The organism is Streptomyces sp. NPDC007875, assembly GCF_042868035.1.
GTDB lineage: Bacteria > Actinomycetota > Actinomycetes > Streptomycetales > Streptomycetaceae > Streptomyces > Streptomyces antimycoticus.
In genome coordinates, this window is record NZ_JBIADZ010000001.1 from 636,967 (window position 1) to 651,985 (window position 15,019).

Genomic DNA, 15,019 nt, shown 5'->3' on the forward strand with positions numbered 1-15,019 from the left:
CCGCGTGAGCGGGGAGGTTTTCTTCTCGTAACACTGCCACGCCCCATCTCATTCCATGACACGTGGTCCGAGTCGCGAGACAATCTCGTCCCAGTAGCCGGGCAGGGTCTTCCAGGGGGAATCCGCGCAGGTCCGCCCCTCAGGATGGGCCGTACGGTCGGTGAAGTAGATCGTGCCCGCGCCCTGCCAGCGGGCGATCCTCAGCGCTTCCTCGAGATGGCGGCGGGGGACGCCGTGCACCTGGTGGCAGAACCGTTCGGGCGGATACCCCGCCGTCCACTCGGCCACCTGGGACCAGCGGTAGTCCGCCCACGAACCCCGGAAGGTCACCAGCTGATCGGCGAGCTCCATATAGCCCTCATGGGGATGGATGCCCTGGCCGAGCACCAGATACGCCCCACCCAGCAGCGCCCGCAGCGTGGCTGCCGTACGGCGGACCTCCGGCAGACCGGGGCGGTCCACCGGGCAGCGGTCCAGACAGAAGCCGTCGACCTGGTACCAGTCCAGGAAGTGGTTCGCGTCACTGATCAGCTCGCCGAAGGGGCGGGTGCCGCACCGCAGGTCGAGGTGGCCCAGCACCCGTACGCCCGTGGCGCGCAGCCTCGACGCCGCCGTAAGGCAGTGCGGATCCCTGCTCGTGCCGGGGCCGCGGGAGACGTTGAGGACCGCCCAGTGCAGGGGCGTGCCGGGGCGGGTGAGCTCGGCCCACTCGGTGGGCGCGACCAGGGGGTGGGCGTAGCCGGGCACTCCGAAGCCCAGCCGGTCGGCGATGACCGGGGCGTCCTGCGAGGGGCCCGTGGGGATCAGATGCGACATGCCGCCTCCATCCAGATGTCGGCGAGGGACTCCTCCAGCGGAATCCGGGAGCGCCAGCCGAGCCGGTCGCGGGCGGTGCGCACATCGGCCTGCTGCCAGCTGCCGCAGCCGTCCGGATAGGGATAGGTCGTCGCGTTGCCGGAGCCTCCCGGGACGCCGCCGTGCTCGGCCGCCGCCTGGGGGTGGGTGGGCACGTGGCCGTGGGCGGTGGCATGGGCATGGGCCGTGCCATGGGGGTGGGCGGGCGCCGGGATATGGCCGGCGGCGGCCGCGACGCGCCCCGGCGGGCCGTCGATCTCGTGCAGGGCGCCGCCGAAGCCCGCGACCCGGGCGAGCACGGAGGCCGCCTCGCGGAGCCGTACGGCGCGCCCGCTGCCGATGTTGACGACGCCCTGCGCGGCCGACAGCGAGGCCGCGTGGACCGCCCGCGCCACGTCCCGTACGTCCACGAAGTCGCGCTGCACGCCGAGGCCGCTCAGCTTGAGCTCGCTCTCCCCGGACTGCATCGCGCGCCGCATCGCCTCCGCGAGCCGCCCCAGCGGCGAACCGGCCGGAGTGCCGGGCCCCACGGGCGAGAAGACCCGCAGCACCACCGCGTCCAGCCCGGAGCCCAGCACCAGCTCGGTCGCGGCCAGCTTGCTCACGCCGTACGGGCCGCCGGGGCGCGGCACGGCGTCCTCGGCGGTCGACGAGCCGGGCTGCGAGGGCCCGTACTCGGCGGAGCAGCCGATCTGGACGAGGCGGGCGCCGCAGCCGCTGCGGCGCAGCGACTCGCAGACGGTCGCCACGGCGACGGTGTTGTGCCGGGTGAGCTCGCGCGCCCCGCCGCGGGTCGCCCCGGCGCAGTTGATCACGACGCCGGGGTGGACCGCGTTGAGGAAGCGGGTGAGCGCCCCGGGGCTGCCGTTGGAGAGGTCGAACCGCACATCGGCGTCATCGCCGCGCCCGAGCGCGGTGAGCTGGACGGCGGGGTCGGCAAGCAGGTGTTCGGCGACGTAGCGGCCGAGAAATCCGCCGGATCCGAGCAACAGGACTCTCATCGGTCGCGCCTCCCCGTGCCGGCGCGCTGATCGGTCGTGTCGCAGCTCATGTGGTTGCTCCTCGGACTCATTGAGGGGGGGGAAGGACGGGGGGTGGCGGGTTCGGTGGGCGCCTTACGGCGCGCGGTTCGGGGCGGTTCCGGTGGCAGGGGCGGTACGGGCGGTACGCGCGCCGGGGCCGCCGTGGGCGGAGGCCCGGCACAGGGCGCCGAACGCGTAGATCAGCAGCGCGAGCGCGGCGACGCCGCAGGCGGCCGCGGGGATGGCGGCCGTGCCGTGGGCGGCGGTCAGCCGTGCCACGGGCGCGCCGAGCGGCGCGGCGCCCGGCAGCCGGGCGGCCGCGGCCGTCGCCAGGGCCGCGGCCTGGACCGCGCAGGCCACGGCGGTGCCGATGAGCGCGGCCCTGCGGAAGCCGTGGACGGCGAGCAGCCGGGCGAGGAACAGCAGCCCGCAGAGCGCCACGACGGCCGCCTCGGCCATCGAGGGCGGCGTGGCGACGGGAGGTGATCCGGGCACCGTGAGCCGGGCCGCGAGCACCAGGGCCGTCAGACCGCAGAGGAAGGCCGTCACCACGCCCGCGAACAGCGGGCGCACCCCCGCCGCGAACTCCTCCAGCCCACGACTGACCGCCAGCCTGCGGCGCGCCCTTACGGCGAACCAGCGGGCACACCACGCGGCCGGCGCCACGGCCACGGCGAGGAGGACGGCGGCCTCCGTCGCGGGCCCCGCTTCGTAAGGACGGCGTCCGTCGAGGAGCCCGGTCAGCAGCCAGTCCCCGGCGGCGGCGTAGCCGAGGAGCCAGCCGGCGCCGAGGGCGTACGCAATACGGCCCCCGCGTCCGCTGCCATGGACGCGCAGGGGCCCGCGACGCAGGCACAGCCACAGCGCGATGACCGTCAGGGCGGCGCCGCCCGCGCCCACGGCGAGGCCGACGGTGGCGTCCTTACGGATGGCACCGACGCGGAGGGCGGAGGCGGTCGCCGCGCACAGGGCGCCCGGCACCAGCCACAGCGCCCCGAGCGCCATGCGCGCCGCCAGCGCGCGCCCCGGCGCGGGGGCGGCCGGGGGCGCGGGCTCCTCGGCGTGCGGCACCCGTGCGTACAACTCCTCGGCGAGCGAGAAGACATCGCGGTGCCGGAAGCGCGCGGCGGTGCGGTCCGTCACACCATGGACCTCCAGCCCGGCGGCGATCTCCAGTGGATCGACGGCGCGGGCGCACAGGTCGTGGTGGTGGTGCATCAGCGCCCGCACCGGATCGGCGGGCCCCCGCCGTCCCTTCCCCTGTCCCCTCCCGGCGCCGGTGCGCGCGGATGCCTCGTCCGGCCGCCGGGAGACCGGCACCCGGACCTCGGACAGGGCGCCGAGGCCACGGTCGGAGGAGGCCGGATCGAACGGGCCGTTCCACCGGGGAGGCGTGGTCATAGGCCCTCCTCGGACGGCCGCGGGCCCACGCCCAGCGGCTCACGCGGCGGTGGGGTGGCCCAGGTGGGGGTGTGCTCGGGAGCGGATCGGGAGGCGAGCGGGCCGGGCAGCCGATGTCCGAAGCCGTCGCCCTCGCGGCCCGCGGTCCAGCGCCCCGGGACATGGGCCTCGGCGGGGCGGGCGAACGGCAGCGGCCCGCCGCCCTCACCGACCTCCTCGCGCCGCACCGGGCAGTGCGACATCAGCTCCAGATAGATCCCGCGGAAGGCCGCGACGTTCTGCTCGACGGTGAAGAGCTCCAGCGCACGGGCGCGTGCGGCGGCGCCCAGGCGCGCGCAGCGCTCGGGGTCGCCCAGCATCGCCAGGCACGCATCCGCGAGCGCCCGGGGATTGCGCGGGGGCACCACGAGCCCGGTGCCGCCGATGACCTCGCACACCGCGCCCACATCCGTGGACACCGTGGCCCGGCCGCAGAACATCGCCTCGACCAGCCCGACCGGGAAGCCCTCGACCACGCTGGACAGCACCACGACACCGCCCGCCCCATAGGCGTCGGCCAGGGTCGGCACCTCGGGGTCACCGAGCCGCTCGAAGGAGACCGGGTTGTCACCGGCGGAGTGGGCGTCCGCCGCCTCGTCGGGGAAGAGATGCTCGGCCAGCGCCCGGCAGTGGGCCGGATAGCCGTCCGCCCCCGGATCCTCGCCGCGCCGGGTCTCGATGATCCTCAACCGGGCGTCCGGCTGCCATCGGCGCACCTCCGCGAAGGCGTGCAGCAGGGCGATGACGTCCTTGGCGGGCTCGATGCGGCCCACCCACACCAGCGTCCGGTCGTCGCCGCCGGACTGGGCCGCGCCCTGCTCGCCGACCTCCGCGAAGCGGGCGGCGTCCATGCCCGGATAGACGGTGCGCAGCCGCTCCCGCTCGGCGCCGCACCGTTCCTGCCAGCGGCGCGTATGCGTATTGCCCGGGGTGATCAGATCCGCCCGGGCGTACGCCTCGGCGGCCAGCCGGCCGTGGAACCCGGCCAGCAGGGTCCGTACGGGCCCGGGGAGCGGCCGGCCGCCCGCCGCGTCGGCCGCGCCCGCCAGATAGCACTCGCGCAGCCGTACGCCGTACTCGGTGAGCAGCAGCGGTGTGCCGAAGCGGCGCTTGGCCAGCAGCCCGGGGAGCACGGCCGCGCCGCCGGTCGCGGCGTGGCACAGATCCACGCCGGACAGCCCCGGATCGCCTCCGGCGCCGTCGCCGTACCAGTCGAGCGACAGCGGGCGCAGCGCGCGCTCCAGCGCCTCGGTGACGGTCAGCAGATCGGCGACCCGCACCTGGTGGGCGCCGTGTTGCGCCCCCAGGGTGCGGCACGCCCGCTCCAGCGTCCTTACGGCGTCCTCGGAGCGGAGCGCGGCGGACAGCCCGCCGTACTCCCCGGCCAGGTCGGCGAGGCCGTGGAGACCATTGGCGAAACGGTCCGCCTCGGCAGTGGAGCGGCCGGGCACACCGGAGCCATGAGGCGCGCCGGAACCGTAAGGCGCGCTGATCGCCGCGGCCAGCTCCCCGAAGTGCTCGGCGAACCGCCGCCGCTGCCGGCGGCCGCCCCGCCCGCCCCGCCGGCGCTCCGGCTCTCCCCACAGCGGCGCGGTGCGCACCAGGCCGACATGGCGCGGCAGATCGCCCCAGCCTCCGGCCTCCTGACCGGGGCCGCGGCTCAGCGCGTACACCTCGAACTCGTGCTGGGTGAGCCCGCGCACCAGCCGGTCGCACCACACCCGCGCATCACCGATCGCGTACGGATAGCCACCCTCCGTAAGCAGTCCCACGCGCATGAGCGCACCCCCGATCTCCCAAACGGGCCGTCGTCCTGCCGCCGTCACCGGCGGCGGCCGCCGTCAGGCAGCGGGAGCACGTTATGCGCGCAGAGCCCCGGGGGGGGGGGGGGGGGGGGGGGCGCGCCCCCCCCCCGGCGGCCCCCCCGCCCCCCAAAGGGCAAAAAAGCAGTGGGACCCCCCAAAAGGGCGAGGAGCCGCCCGCGACCCCCCGACCCGGCCGGCCGGCCGCCGGCGCCCCGGGGGGCCGCCCGCCGGGGGGGGGGGGGGGGGGGCCGGGCCCCCCCCCCCGGGGGGGGGGGGGGGGGGGCCCCCCCCACCACCGGAAGGGGTGAACGCACGTGACCTATCGGGAATTCAGGCGTTGCGACGCGCTATATGGGCCAGTGCGCGGCCGTCAGCCCTTGGGGAACGGCCAGGCGTTGGGGCGGCAGGCGGCGCCGTCCGTCGACAGGAACTTGGTCTGCTGCATCATCACCGGCGCCAGCGCGCCCTGCTTGGAGCAGATCTCGTGGTTGTGGCCGAGACGGTGGCCGACCTCGTGGTTGATGAGCATCTGGCGGTACGAGTGCATCTTGTCGTCGCCATAGGTCTTGGCGCCCTGCGCCCACCGATAGGCATTGATCATGACGCGCTCGGTGGACGCCGAGTCGCAGGAGACGTTGTCCTCGGTGGTGTCGAGGCCGGACTTGGCGCACCACACCGCCGTGGTCCCGGGACTCGCGAGGGTGATGACGAAGTCCGCATGGCCGGACGAGACCCGCTCGAAGGTGCGAACGCCGCCGTGTGCCCAACTGCGTTCGTCGTTGAGCGTCTTGTGCACGGCCTCGGCGAACAGCTCGCCGTCGAGGGGCAGTCCCTTCTCCACATCGACGCGGTAGCGCATCACCTGGCCCCGGCCGGGGGCCTTGTCGTGCCCGCCGACGGCCTGGAAGGAGCCGGACCCGCGCAGCTTGGCGTCGAGCGGGAAGACAGTCGCCATCTTCGCGTCGTAGGTGACGGGGGCCGCCGGGCCCGCCGAGCGGGCCGCCCCGCGGCCGTCGTCGGCGCGGGAGTCGCGACCGCCGCGGGCGGCGGCGTCGCCACGCTCCGGGCCGTCCTGAGCCTGCGTCTTACCGCCGCTGTGCGGTCCGCTCGCCACCTGTCCGGCCACCACGACGGCCAGCACGGTGGTCACGGCCGCGGCGGCGACACCGGTGAAGGTGCGTCCCCTACCGCTCTTGGTGACGCCGCGCGCCCCCTTGCCCGCGGGCCCCGTCTCGTCGTCGTCCGGTCCGCTCCCGCCGTCACCGCCGGAGCCGCCGCCGATCCCGTCGGAGGGGGTGGCCGACCGCTGCGTACGGCGCTGCGGGGGCACTCCGCCCGGTGCCCCCGCGGCGAAGACGTCATCGCCGTCGCAGTCCAGGGCGTCGGGGGTGTCGAACGCCTCGACGTACTCCTTGCGCGGGCCGGGCATCAGACCGGCCGCGCCGCCCGTGCCGCCCGTGGTCGGGCGCTGCGACGGGTTCATGGTGCGCATGCCGTAAGGGGGTCGCGGACCGCCGGGAGCGCCGGGGCCCCTGGCCCCGCCCGGACCGCCGCCGCGGCCACCGACCGCGCCCCAGCCGCCGCCCGCCTCGCGCTGCTCGGGATGCCCGCCCCTGGTGCGCGCCGCGGGGCCGCCCGCCCCGTAGGGCAGCCTCGGCACGCCCTGCGGCGGGGTCACCCCTGGGTCCACTGCACCCGGCCCCGCCGCGGCGCGGCGCCGTCCGGTGCCCGGTCTGTCGCCCTCCGGGGCCGCGCCGGATGAAGTGTGCTCGACGAACTCCGGGCCCGAGCCGTGCCCCTGTCCGGAGCCCGCCGCCGCGGACCGGCGTTCCCGGCCCTCCTGGCTGCCACGTGCGCTGTGTTTACCCACGCGCCGCACCGCTCCCGTCCGCGCCGGACGCCGGTACGGCCCCCCGCGCCTTCCGGCTGTCCCGGTCATCTCGTTCTTCAACGCCATCGAGCAGCTCGCGCATCCCGCGCGCCACCGCTTCGGGATACTCCATCATCGCCACATGCCCGGCGTCCAACAGCGTCAGCAGACGCGAGTCGCGGAAGGTCGCGTTCGCCCGCTGCGCCATCCTTACGGACACCAGCTGGTCGCGGCCGCCGTAGACGAGGAGCGTCGGGGCGAGCACCCGCTCGGCCTGACGCCACAGAGAGTGCTGGCCGCCCAGGGTGTACGAGTCGACGACACCACGTGCCGAGCGGCTCAGCGCGTCCCAGAAGTACGGGAGGGCGAGCCGGCGCTCGAACTCCTCGACCGCGTAGGCGAAGTCCTCCCGGCTGACAAGAGACGGGTCACCGAAAGTGAGGAACATCACTTCGCGGGTGCGCCGCTCCGCGTCCCAGTCCCGCGTCATGCGGGTGAACAGCCGGGTCACCCCGGGCACCGCGAGCAGACCGGTCGGCACCGCGGTGCGCTGCGGGCGCAGCTCGGGCAGCGCGGGCGAGACAAGAGTGAGGGTGCGCACCAGATCCGGCCGCACCGCCGCGACGCGCGTGGTGATCGCGCCGCCCATCGAATTGCCGACCAGATGGACGGGGCCGCGATCCTGCGCGTCGAGATAGCGGATCACGGCGCGGGCGTGGCCGGTTATGGAGTAGTTGCCGTCGTCCGGCGGCGGGGAGTCGCCGAAGCCGGGGAGGTCGAGTGCCTCGCCCTCCACCCGGTCGGCGAGCAGCTCCATGAGCGCCGACCAGTTCTGCGAGGAGCCGCCGAGGCCGTGCACGAACAGCGCGGGCGGCGATCCGGAGGCGGATGACGGACGGCAGCGCACGGTCATCGTGAGCCCCGGAAGGGAAGCGGTCCGCAGCTTCTCACCCGCTCCGACCCGCACGGACCTCGCGGGCGGCACCGCCGCGAGGATGCGGGATTCCGGCGGCTCGGTCGAAGACATGCGCCAATGTTACGAGACGATCACGCGCGCGACCGTGTGTTCACGCTCACAGACCGCGTAGCGTCCGAAAGTGATCTCTCCTAGGCTCGTAAGCCACAGGGGCGATCGCCTTGCCCCTGGGTAGCCGCCACGGGTAGTCGCCAGTGGGTAAGCCGTCAGTAGGACGGGACGCCACCACGGGTGGCCGTCAGTGGCAACCGCCACAGGGCACAGGGAAGGGGAGTACATGTCCATCGACCCAACCGACCCAGACACCTTCGAGGACTCCGTCGAGAACACCGACGAAACCGCCGTGTACGACGTCGAGGCTCCCGAGGCGGACGCCGCCGAACAACATCGCGAGGTGATCGTCCGCCGCGACGAACCGCCCAGGACGGACGAGTTCGTGGAAGCCAACGAGGCCGACCGCGCGGAACAGGCCCGGGTGGTCGAGGTGAACGAGGAGGACTACCGATGACCTGCGTCATTTGTGGGCTTTTCATAGAGTCCGGTCCGTGAAATTCTCCGCACGAACCGCGCGCCGCACTGTTACCGAAAAGTACGATGGCGGACGCGATGGACATCGTGCATAGGGATCATTCATTGGGAGGCGGCGTGACAGCCATCGAGCAGACCGAGGCGCGCCCACGGGGTACGCGCCTTCCGCGCCGAGCCCGACGTAATCAGCTCCTGGGGGCCGCTCAGGAGGTCTTCGTGGCCCAGGGCTACCACGCCGCCGCGATGGATGACATCGCCGAGCGCGCCGGGGTCAGCAAGCCGGTGCTCTACCAGCACTTCCCGGGCAAGCTGGAGCTCTATCTGGCCCTGCTCGACCAGCACTGCGAGTCCCTGCTGCACGCGGTGCGCACCGCACTCGCCTCGACCACCGAGAACAAGCAGCGCGTCGCGGCGACCATGGAGGCGTACTTCGCCTACGTCGAGGAGGAAGGCGGCGCCTTCCGGCTCGTCTTCGAGTCCGATCTCACCAACGAGCCCGCGGTGCGCGAGCGCGTGGACCGCGTCTCGCTGCAGTGCGCCGAGGCGATCAGCGAGGTCATCGCCGAGGACACCGGGCTGTCCAGGGACGAATCGATGCTGCTGGCCGTGGGCCTCGGCGGGATCTCCCAGGTGGTCGCGCGCTACTGGCTCTCCAGCGAGAGCGAGGTGCCGCGGGAGTCCGCTGTGCAGTTGCTCACCTCGCTGGCCTGGCGCGGTATCGCGGGCTTCCCGCTGCACGGGGCCGAGGGCGGCCACTGAGCGCCGGGGCGCCATTTCCGGCCACGCGGGCCCGGGGCCACGAGTGCTCGGGGCCGCGAGGAGGTGTGTTCGCGACGGCGGGTGTGTTCGCTGCCGGCGTGCGCCCGCGGCCCCCGGCGGGTGTCCCGGCACGGCTAGTGTGTGCTGGGTACAGCGCGGATGGCCGCGCTACCCCAAATGACCGTCGGAGGGACAAGGCCGTGGAGGTCAAGATCGGCGTGCAGCACGCGCCCCGCGAGATCACCTTGGAGAGCGGGCAGTCTGCCGAGGAGGTCGAGCGCCTGGTGGCCGAGGCGCTCGGCGGCAAGGCTCAGGTGCTGATCCTGGAGGACAGCCACGGCCGCAAGGTCCTGGTCCCGGCCGACCGGCTCGCCTACATCGAGCTCGGCGAGCCGAGCGCCCGCAAGGTCGGTTTCGGCGCGGCCTGACGTATTCAGCCGACAGCGGCGGGGTTTGGTGGAACATTCCACCAAACCCCGCCGCTGTTTGTGCGCGCGCTCGCACGCCCCCAGCACGCCGGGCACCACGGACCGCCCCCGTGGGCAGGGTTGCCCCCGCTCGGGCGCGGGTAGGACGGGTCCGACCGACGCGTGATCACGTGTCGGTTCCGATCCGCTTACGGGAAGGACGCGCCAATGCTGTTCTGGGAAGCGCTCGCCTCGGTACTGATCGGTCTCGTCATCGCGTACGGGGCGCTGCACCGGCTCCCCCGAAGGCTGCCCGCGCGGCGCCTCGTCCTGGCCACCGGCCCCGCCGCCGCGCTGCTGGGCGCTCTGCTGACCCATACGGTGCTGGGCTCCGGGCACACGGCGCCCGTGCTGATCGTCGCGCTCGGCTTCGCCGCTGCCCTGCTGTCGCTGCTCATCCGCCCCGCCAGGACGCGCCGTCGGCGTTCGGCCCCGGCGTAGGACCTGTCCGGCCGCTGTTCACGGGCCCGCGACGCCTGGCACGGCGACCCCCGGCTGCCCCGGGGAGGCGCCCCACGCACCAGACGCCGCGGGCCCCTCGGCATCGGCCGCTGAGGTCACAGGCGCGAAGATCCGCCGGAAGGGCTCAGGCGGCGAGCCCCAGGGCGGCCATCCGCTTGGTGTGGGCCTCGGTGATCCGTGAGAACATCCGGCCCACCTCCGCCAGGTCGAAGCCGTCCGCCAACCCGCCGACCAGCATCGTGGAGAGCGCATCACGGTCCGCGACCACCCGCTGGGCCTGCGACAGCGCCTCGCCCATCAGCCGCCGCGCCCACAGCGCCAGCCGCCCGCCGACCCGCGGATCGGCCTCGATCGCGGCACGCACCTTCTCGATCGCGAACGACGCGTGGCCGGTGTCGTCGAGCACCTGGAGCACCAGATCGCGGGTGTCGGAATCCAGCCGGGCCGCCACCTCGCGGTAGAAGTCACTGGCGATCGAGTCGCCCACGTACGCCTTGACCAGGCCCTCCAGCCAGTCGGACGGCGCGGTCTGGCGGTGGAACCCGTCCAGTGCCGCCGCGAACGGCTCCATCGCCGCCGTCGGCTCCTCGCCGACCGCCGAGAGCCGGCCCCGAAGCCGCTCGAAGTGGTGGAACTCGGCGGACGCCATCTTCGCCAGCTCCGCCTTGTCCTCGAGCGTGGGCGCCAGCTTGGCGTCCTCCGCCAGCCGCTCGAAGGCGGCCAGCTCGCCGTAGGCGAGGGCGCCGAGCAGATCCACCACGGCGGCCCGGTACTGCGGATCGGCGGCCGCCGTGTCCCAGTTCTGGGCGGCGATCCCGGTGGGCTCCGGGGCCTTCTCCTCGCTGCCCTCCCCCGAAGCTGCGTGGTCCCCGGCGTGGTCCCCGGGGGTCGCGGCGGGCGTCTCAGGCGTGTCAGGCGTCTCCATGGAGCGCACAATAGCCCCCTCCGCGCCCCGGGGAAGGCCCTGGTCAGCCATGCCCACGGAGGCGCCGCATCGGACAGCCCGGTCACAGATGCGTGCTTCCGGGGTACAGTGATAAATGCGCCCGTCGAGTATCGGCGGGTTGTTCCACGAATGCGGATGCCCGGTCGGTGGCCCGATCGGCTCCAAACCCGACCGCCCTCCGCGCGGCGCGCATCACCTATGCGCATGGCAGGAGGGACCCGCTCGCGGCGTGAGCGCTCGAGCGAAGGCCGTGGTCCCGCGCCGAACCGGCATCCCCAAGGCCGGTGCACCCGGGCGCCGTGCGACCCCCTTCGCCGCTTCTCGCCGCGTCTCACAGAAGAGGCAAGCATCCTGACCACTTTCCGAGAACTCGGGATCCTCCCCGAGACGGCCGAGGCCCTGGAAGCCGTCGGCATCACGTCCCCGTTCCCCATCCAGGAGATGACGCTTCCGGTTGCCCTCTCCGGCAACGACGTCATCGGCCAGGCGAAGACCGGCACCGGCAAGACGCTGGGCTTCGGCCTGCCCCTGCTGGAGCGCGTCGTCGTCTCCGCGGACGTCGAGGCGGGCCGGGCCAAGCCCGAGCAGCTGACCGACGCCCCGCAGGCGCTCGTGGTCGTCCCCACCCGGGAGCTGTGCCAGCAGGTGACCAACGACCTTCTGACGGCCGGCAAGGTCCGCGCCGTCCGCGTCCTGTCGATTTACGGCGGCCGCGCCTACGAACCGCAGGTCGAGGCCCTGAAGAAGGGCGTCGACGTGGTCGTCGGCACTCCGGGCCGGCTGCTGGACCTGGCGGGCCAGAAGAAGCTGCGGCTCTCCTCCGTCAAGGCGCTCGTCCTGGACGAGGCCGATGAAATGCTCGACCTGGGCTTCCTGCCCGACGTCGAGAAGATCATCCAGCTGCTGCCCGCCAAACGCCAGACGATGCTCTTCTCGGCCACCATGCCGGGCCAGGTCATCTCGCTGGCCCGGCGCTATATGTCACAGCCCACGCACATCCGCGCCACCGCGCCGGACGACGAGGGCGCGACCGTGGCCAACATCACCCAGCATGTCTTCCGGGCCCACTCGCTGGACAAGCCGGAGGTCGTGGCGCGGGTGCTGCAGGCCGATGGCCGCGGCCTCGCGATGATCTTCTGCCGTACGAAGCGGACCGCCGCCGACATCGCCGATCAGCTCGCGCGCCGAGGCTTCGCCTCCGGCGCGGTCCACGGCGACCTCGGCCAGGGGGCGCGCGAGCAGGCGCTGCGCGCCTTCCGCAACGGCAAGGTCGATGTGCTGGTGTGCACCGACGTCGCCGCGCGCGGCATCGACGTCGAGGGCGTCACGCATGTGATCAATTACCAGTCGCCCGAGGACGAGAAGACCTATCTGCACCGCATCGGCCGTACGGGCCGCGCGGGCGCCTCGGGCATCGCCATCACGCTCGTCGACTGGGACGACATCCCGCGCTGGCAGCTGATCAACAAGGCGCTGGACCTGGCGTTCCATGAGCCGGAGGAGACGTACTCCACCTCCGAGCACCTCTTCGAGCTGCTGAACATCCCCGAGGGCACCACCGGTGTGCTCCCGCGTGGTGAGCGCACCCGGGCGGGGCTCGCCGCCGAGGAGATCGAGGACCTGGGCGAGACCGGGGGCCGGGGTGGCCGCGGCCGCCGGGCCGCCGCCCCGGCCACGGAGGAGCGCCCGCCGCGCAACCGCCGGGTACGCCGCCGCACCCGTGGCGGTATGTCCACGGACGGCGCGGGCGCCCCGGAGGGCGCGGCGGCGGCCGAGTCCGCCGCCGACACCGCCGAGGGTGCCACCGAGCCCCGTCGGCCCCGCCGACGCCGCCGTACGCGCGGCGGCGCGGCGACGGCCCACCCCGAGGCGGCCACGGCCGCCGTCGACACGGCGGAGGCGGCCCAGCCGGAGGCGGAGCCCGCCGAGGCTTCCGCGAAGCCGCGCCGCCGCCGCACCCGTGGCGCCGCCAGGACCGCCGAGGCGGCGACAGCGGCCGTCGAGACGGCCGAGGGCACCGAGGGCGCCCCGGAGGAGTCCGCGAGCGCCGTCGCCGTCGAGTCGGCGGAGACCGCGGTGACGACGGTGGAGGCCACGGAGGCTGCCGTAGAGGCACCCGCCAAGCCGCGCCGCCGTACCCGCGCCAAGGCCACCGACGCGGCCCAGACCGCCGTGGAAACGGCCGAGGGCACGACGGGGGCGGTGAACGCCGTCGAGACCGTCGAGGCGCAGCCGGAGGCCGTGGAGGCCCCCGCCACGCCCCGGCGCCGCACCCGCGCCAAGGCTGCCGAGGCCGCGGAAGCCGCTGTCGACACGGCCGAGGGCACCGTCGAGGCGCAGCCGGAGGCCGTGGAGGCCCCCGCCACGACCCGGCGCCGCACCCGCGCCACCGCCAAGGCGACCGCCGACGCACAGCCGGAGACGGAGACCGCCGAGGCCCCCGCCAAGCCGCGGCGCACCCGGGCCAAGGCCACGAAGGCCGCGGAAGCCGCTGTCGAGACCGCCGAAGGCACCGCCGAGGCCACCGACGCCGCCGAGGCAGCCAAGCCGCGGCGCCGTACCCGCGCCAAGGCCGCGGACGCCGCACAGGCGGCCGTGGAGACGGCCGAGGGCACCGCCGAGGCGGCCACGCCCCGGCGCCGCACCCGCGCCACCGCCAAGGCGACCGCCGACGCACAGCCGGAGACGGAGGCCACCGAGGCCCCCGCCAAGCCGCGCCGGACCCGCGCCAAGGCTGCCAAGGCCGACACAGCGGCACCGGCGGCGGACGAGGCCGGTACCGAGGCCGCGCCCGCCAAACCCCGGCGCCGTACGCGCGCCAAGGCTGCCGAGGCCGTCGAGGCCGCGGCCGAAGGCTGACGCGACCGCGCCACAGCGCATGGCCAGGGGCCCGTTCCGCGACACCGCGGGGCGGGCCCCTGGGCGTTCACGTACCGTTTCCCGCGACCTGTATAGCCTCATCCCATGAGCAGGCCGCCCTTTCTCACACTGCCCGCGGGCGCCCGCGCGTACCGCCTCCGGACCGCGCGCGGGGAGTTCGCCGTCCATGACGCGCGGCCCGCTTCGGCCGCGCACGGGACCGTCCTGCTGGTCCCGGGGTTCACCGGGAGCAAGGAGGACTTCATCGCGTTGCTGGAGCCGCTCTCCTCGGCCGGCTTCCGGGTCGTCGCCATCGACGGGCGGGGGCAGCACGAGAGTCCTGGCCCCCGTAAGGAGGCCGCGTACGCCCAGGACGAGCTGGCCCAGGACCTGCTCGCGCAGGCCACCGCCCTGAGCGCGGCGACCGAGAACCCCGTCCATCTGCTCGGGCATTCGCTCGGCGGGCTGATCGCGCGGGCGGCCGTACTGCGCGACCCGGGGGCGTTCGCCTCACTGACGATCATGAGTTCCGGCCCGGCGGCCATCTCCGCCCCGCAGTGCGCCCGGATCAAGCTGCTGATCGATGCGCTGACCGTGATGGACATGGAGTCCGTATGGCAGGCGATGCGCGAGCTGGATCCGCCCGAGGCGGCCGACGCGGCGACACCGCCCGGGGTGGCGGAGTTCCTGCATCAGCGCTGGCTCGGGACCGTACCGGAGCAGCTGATCGTCACAGGGCGGCAGCTGTCCGATGAGCCGGACCGGGTCGATGAGCTCGCGGCGCTGCGGCTGCGCACCCATGTGCTCTCCGGTGAGTCGGACTACGCCTGGCCGGTGCCGCTGATCGACGAGATGGCCAAACGGCTGGTCGCCCGCCGGACCGTGATCGAGGGCGCCGGGCACTCCCCCAACACCGAGCGGGCCCACCCCACCGCCGACGCCCTGGTCTCCTTCTGGCGCGACGTGGGCTGAGCTGCGACGTGGACTGAGCGACGCGGGCTGAGCCAAAGGAGGCTCGGAAGCGCTCGGA

At 74.3% G+C, this 15,019-nt stretch carries 13 protein-coding genes; 6 read left to right on the plus strand and 7 right to left on the minus strand.

All coding sequences use genetic code 11. From position 1 onward, the window contains the following. Positions 1 to 48 precede the first annotated feature (48 nt). The 6 genes from ACFYOY_RS02700 to ACFYOY_RS02725 form a co-directional block, all read right to left on the minus strand. Entirely contained in the window at positions 49 to 816 is a 768-nt protein-coding gene (locus ACFYOY_RS02700) for a spherulation-specific family 4 protein (RefSeq protein ID WP_351879813.1), read from the minus strand. After that, positions 804 to 1,856, minus strand: a complete 1,053-nt coding sequence (locus ACFYOY_RS02705; RefSeq protein WP_351879810.1) for an NAD-dependent epimerase/dehydratase family protein — start codon at positions 1,854 to 1,856, stop codon at positions 804 to 806. Before ACFYOY_RS02705 ends, ACFYOY_RS02700 begins: the two co-directional genes overlap by 13 nt. Positions 1,857 to 1,970: 114 nt before the next feature. Then, positions 1,971 to 3,278 (minus strand): hypothetical protein, encoded by a 1,308-nt coding sequence (locus tag ACFYOY_RS02710; protein WP_351879807.1) that lies wholly within the window; start codon positions 3,276 to 3,278, stop codon positions 1,971 to 1,973. Then, the gene (locus ACFYOY_RS02715) at positions 3,275 to 5,095 is read right to left on the minus strand and encodes a DUF3492 domain-containing protein (protein ID WP_388584360.1); all 1,821 of its coding nucleotides are present in this window, start codon (positions 5,093 to 5,095) and stop codon (positions 3,275 to 3,277) included. The genes ACFYOY_RS02710 and ACFYOY_RS02715 overlap by 4 nt, the downstream gene beginning before the upstream one ends. A 397-nt stretch (positions 5,096 to 5,492) precedes the next feature. Then, the gene (locus ACFYOY_RS02720; protein WP_351879801.1) at positions 5,493 to 7,001 is read right to left on the minus strand and encodes a DUF3152 domain-containing protein; all 1,509 of its coding nucleotides are present in this window, start codon (positions 6,999 to 7,001) and stop codon (positions 5,493 to 5,495) included. Further along, entirely contained in the window at positions 6,985 to 8,019 is a 1,035-nt protein-coding gene (locus ACFYOY_RS02725) for an alpha/beta hydrolase (RefSeq protein ID WP_351879798.1), read from the minus strand. Before ACFYOY_RS02725 ends, ACFYOY_RS02720 begins: the two co-directional genes overlap by 17 nt. A 226-nt stretch (positions 8,020 to 8,245) precedes the next feature. Here ACFYOY_RS02725 and ACFYOY_RS02730 point away from each other — a divergent pair, with 226 nt between their 5' ends. The 4 genes from ACFYOY_RS02730 to ACFYOY_RS02745 all read left to right on the plus strand — a co-directional run bounded on the left by ACFYOY_RS02730 (position 8,246) and on the right by ACFYOY_RS02745 (position 10,163). Beyond that, positions 8,246 to 8,476 carry a hypothetical protein gene (locus ACFYOY_RS02730; RefSeq protein ID WP_351879795.1) on the plus strand — a complete coding sequence of 77 codons (231 nt, stop codon included), beginning with the start codon at positions 8,246 to 8,248 and terminating at the stop codon, positions 8,474 to 8,476. 137 nt (positions 8,477 to 8,613) lie between these two features. Next, on the plus strand, positions 8,614 to 9,255 hold the full coding sequence (locus ACFYOY_RS02735) for a TetR/AcrR family transcriptional regulator (protein WP_351879792.1): 642 nt from the start codon (positions 8,614 to 8,616) through the stop codon (positions 9,253 to 9,255). A 200-nt stretch (positions 9,256 to 9,455) separates the two neighbouring features. After that, the gene (locus ACFYOY_RS02740; protein WP_179959813.1) at positions 9,456 to 9,683 is read left to right on the plus strand and encodes a DUF3107 domain-containing protein; all 228 of its coding nucleotides are present in this window, start codon (positions 9,456 to 9,458) and stop codon (positions 9,681 to 9,683) included. Between the two features lie 207 nt (positions 9,684 to 9,890). Continuing rightward, positions 9,891 to 10,163 (plus strand): hypothetical protein, encoded by a 273-nt coding sequence (locus ACFYOY_RS02745; RefSeq protein ID WP_351879789.1) that lies wholly within the window; start codon positions 9,891 to 9,893, stop codon positions 10,161 to 10,163. 145 nt (positions 10,164 to 10,308) lie between these two features. Here ACFYOY_RS02745 and ACFYOY_RS02750 read toward each other — a convergent pair whose 3' ends face one another. Next, entirely contained in the window at positions 10,309 to 11,118 is an 810-nt protein-coding gene (locus ACFYOY_RS02750) for a ferritin-like fold-containing protein (RefSeq protein ID WP_351879786.1), read from the minus strand. Between the two features lie 453 nt (positions 11,119 to 11,571). Between ACFYOY_RS02750 and ACFYOY_RS02755 the strand changes: the two genes are divergently transcribed. Beyond that, positions 11,572 to 13,989: a DEAD/DEAH box helicase gene (locus ACFYOY_RS02755; protein WP_351879783.1), complete on the plus strand. Its 2,418-nt coding sequence runs from the start codon at positions 11,572 to 11,574 to the stop codon at positions 13,987 to 13,989. Positions 13,990 to 14,094: 105 nt separating this feature from the next. After that, positions 14,095 to 14,961 (plus strand): alpha/beta fold hydrolase, encoded by an 867-nt coding sequence (locus ACFYOY_RS02760; RefSeq protein ID WP_388584367.1) that lies wholly within the window; start codon positions 14,095 to 14,097, stop codon positions 14,959 to 14,961. Positions 14,962 to 15,019 lie beyond the last annotated feature (58 nt).

Excerpts from the sequence above, each read along its gene's own strand:
- ACFYOY_RS02700 (WP_351879813.1), bottom strand. The coding sequence starts at position 816 with ATGTCGCATCTGATCCCCACGGGCCCCTCGCAGGACGCCCCGGTCATC.
- ACFYOY_RS02760 (WP_388584367.1), top strand. The coding sequence starts at position 14,095 with ATGAGCAGGCCGCCCTTTCTCACACTGCCCGCGGGCGCCCGCGCGTAC.
- ACFYOY_RS02715 (WP_388584360.1), bottom strand. The coding sequence starts at position 5,095 with ATGCGCGTGGGACTGCTTACGGAGGGTGGCTATCCGTACGCGATCGGT.
- ACFYOY_RS02730 (WP_351879795.1), top strand. The coding sequence starts at position 8,246 with ATGTCCATCGACCCAACCGACCCAGACACCTTCGAGGACTCCGTCGAG.
- ACFYOY_RS02745 (WP_351879789.1), top strand. The coding sequence starts at position 9,891 with ATGCTGTTCTGGGAAGCGCTCGCCTCGGTACTGATCGGTCTCGTCATC.
- ACFYOY_RS02755 (WP_351879783.1), top strand. The coding sequence starts at position 11,572 with ATGACGCTTCCGGTTGCCCTCTCCGGCAACGACGTCATCGGCCAGGCG.
- ACFYOY_RS02725 (WP_351879798.1), bottom strand. The coding sequence starts at position 8,019 with ATGTCTTCGACCGAGCCGCCGGAATCCCGCATCCTCGCGGCGGTGCCG.
- ACFYOY_RS02705 (WP_351879810.1), bottom strand. The coding sequence starts at position 1,856 with ATGAGAGTCCTGTTGCTCGGATCCGGCGGATTTCTCGGCCGCTACGTC.
- ACFYOY_RS02710 (WP_351879807.1), bottom strand. The coding sequence starts at position 3,278 with ATGACCACGCCTCCCCGGTGGAACGGCCCGTTCGATCCGGCCTCCTCC.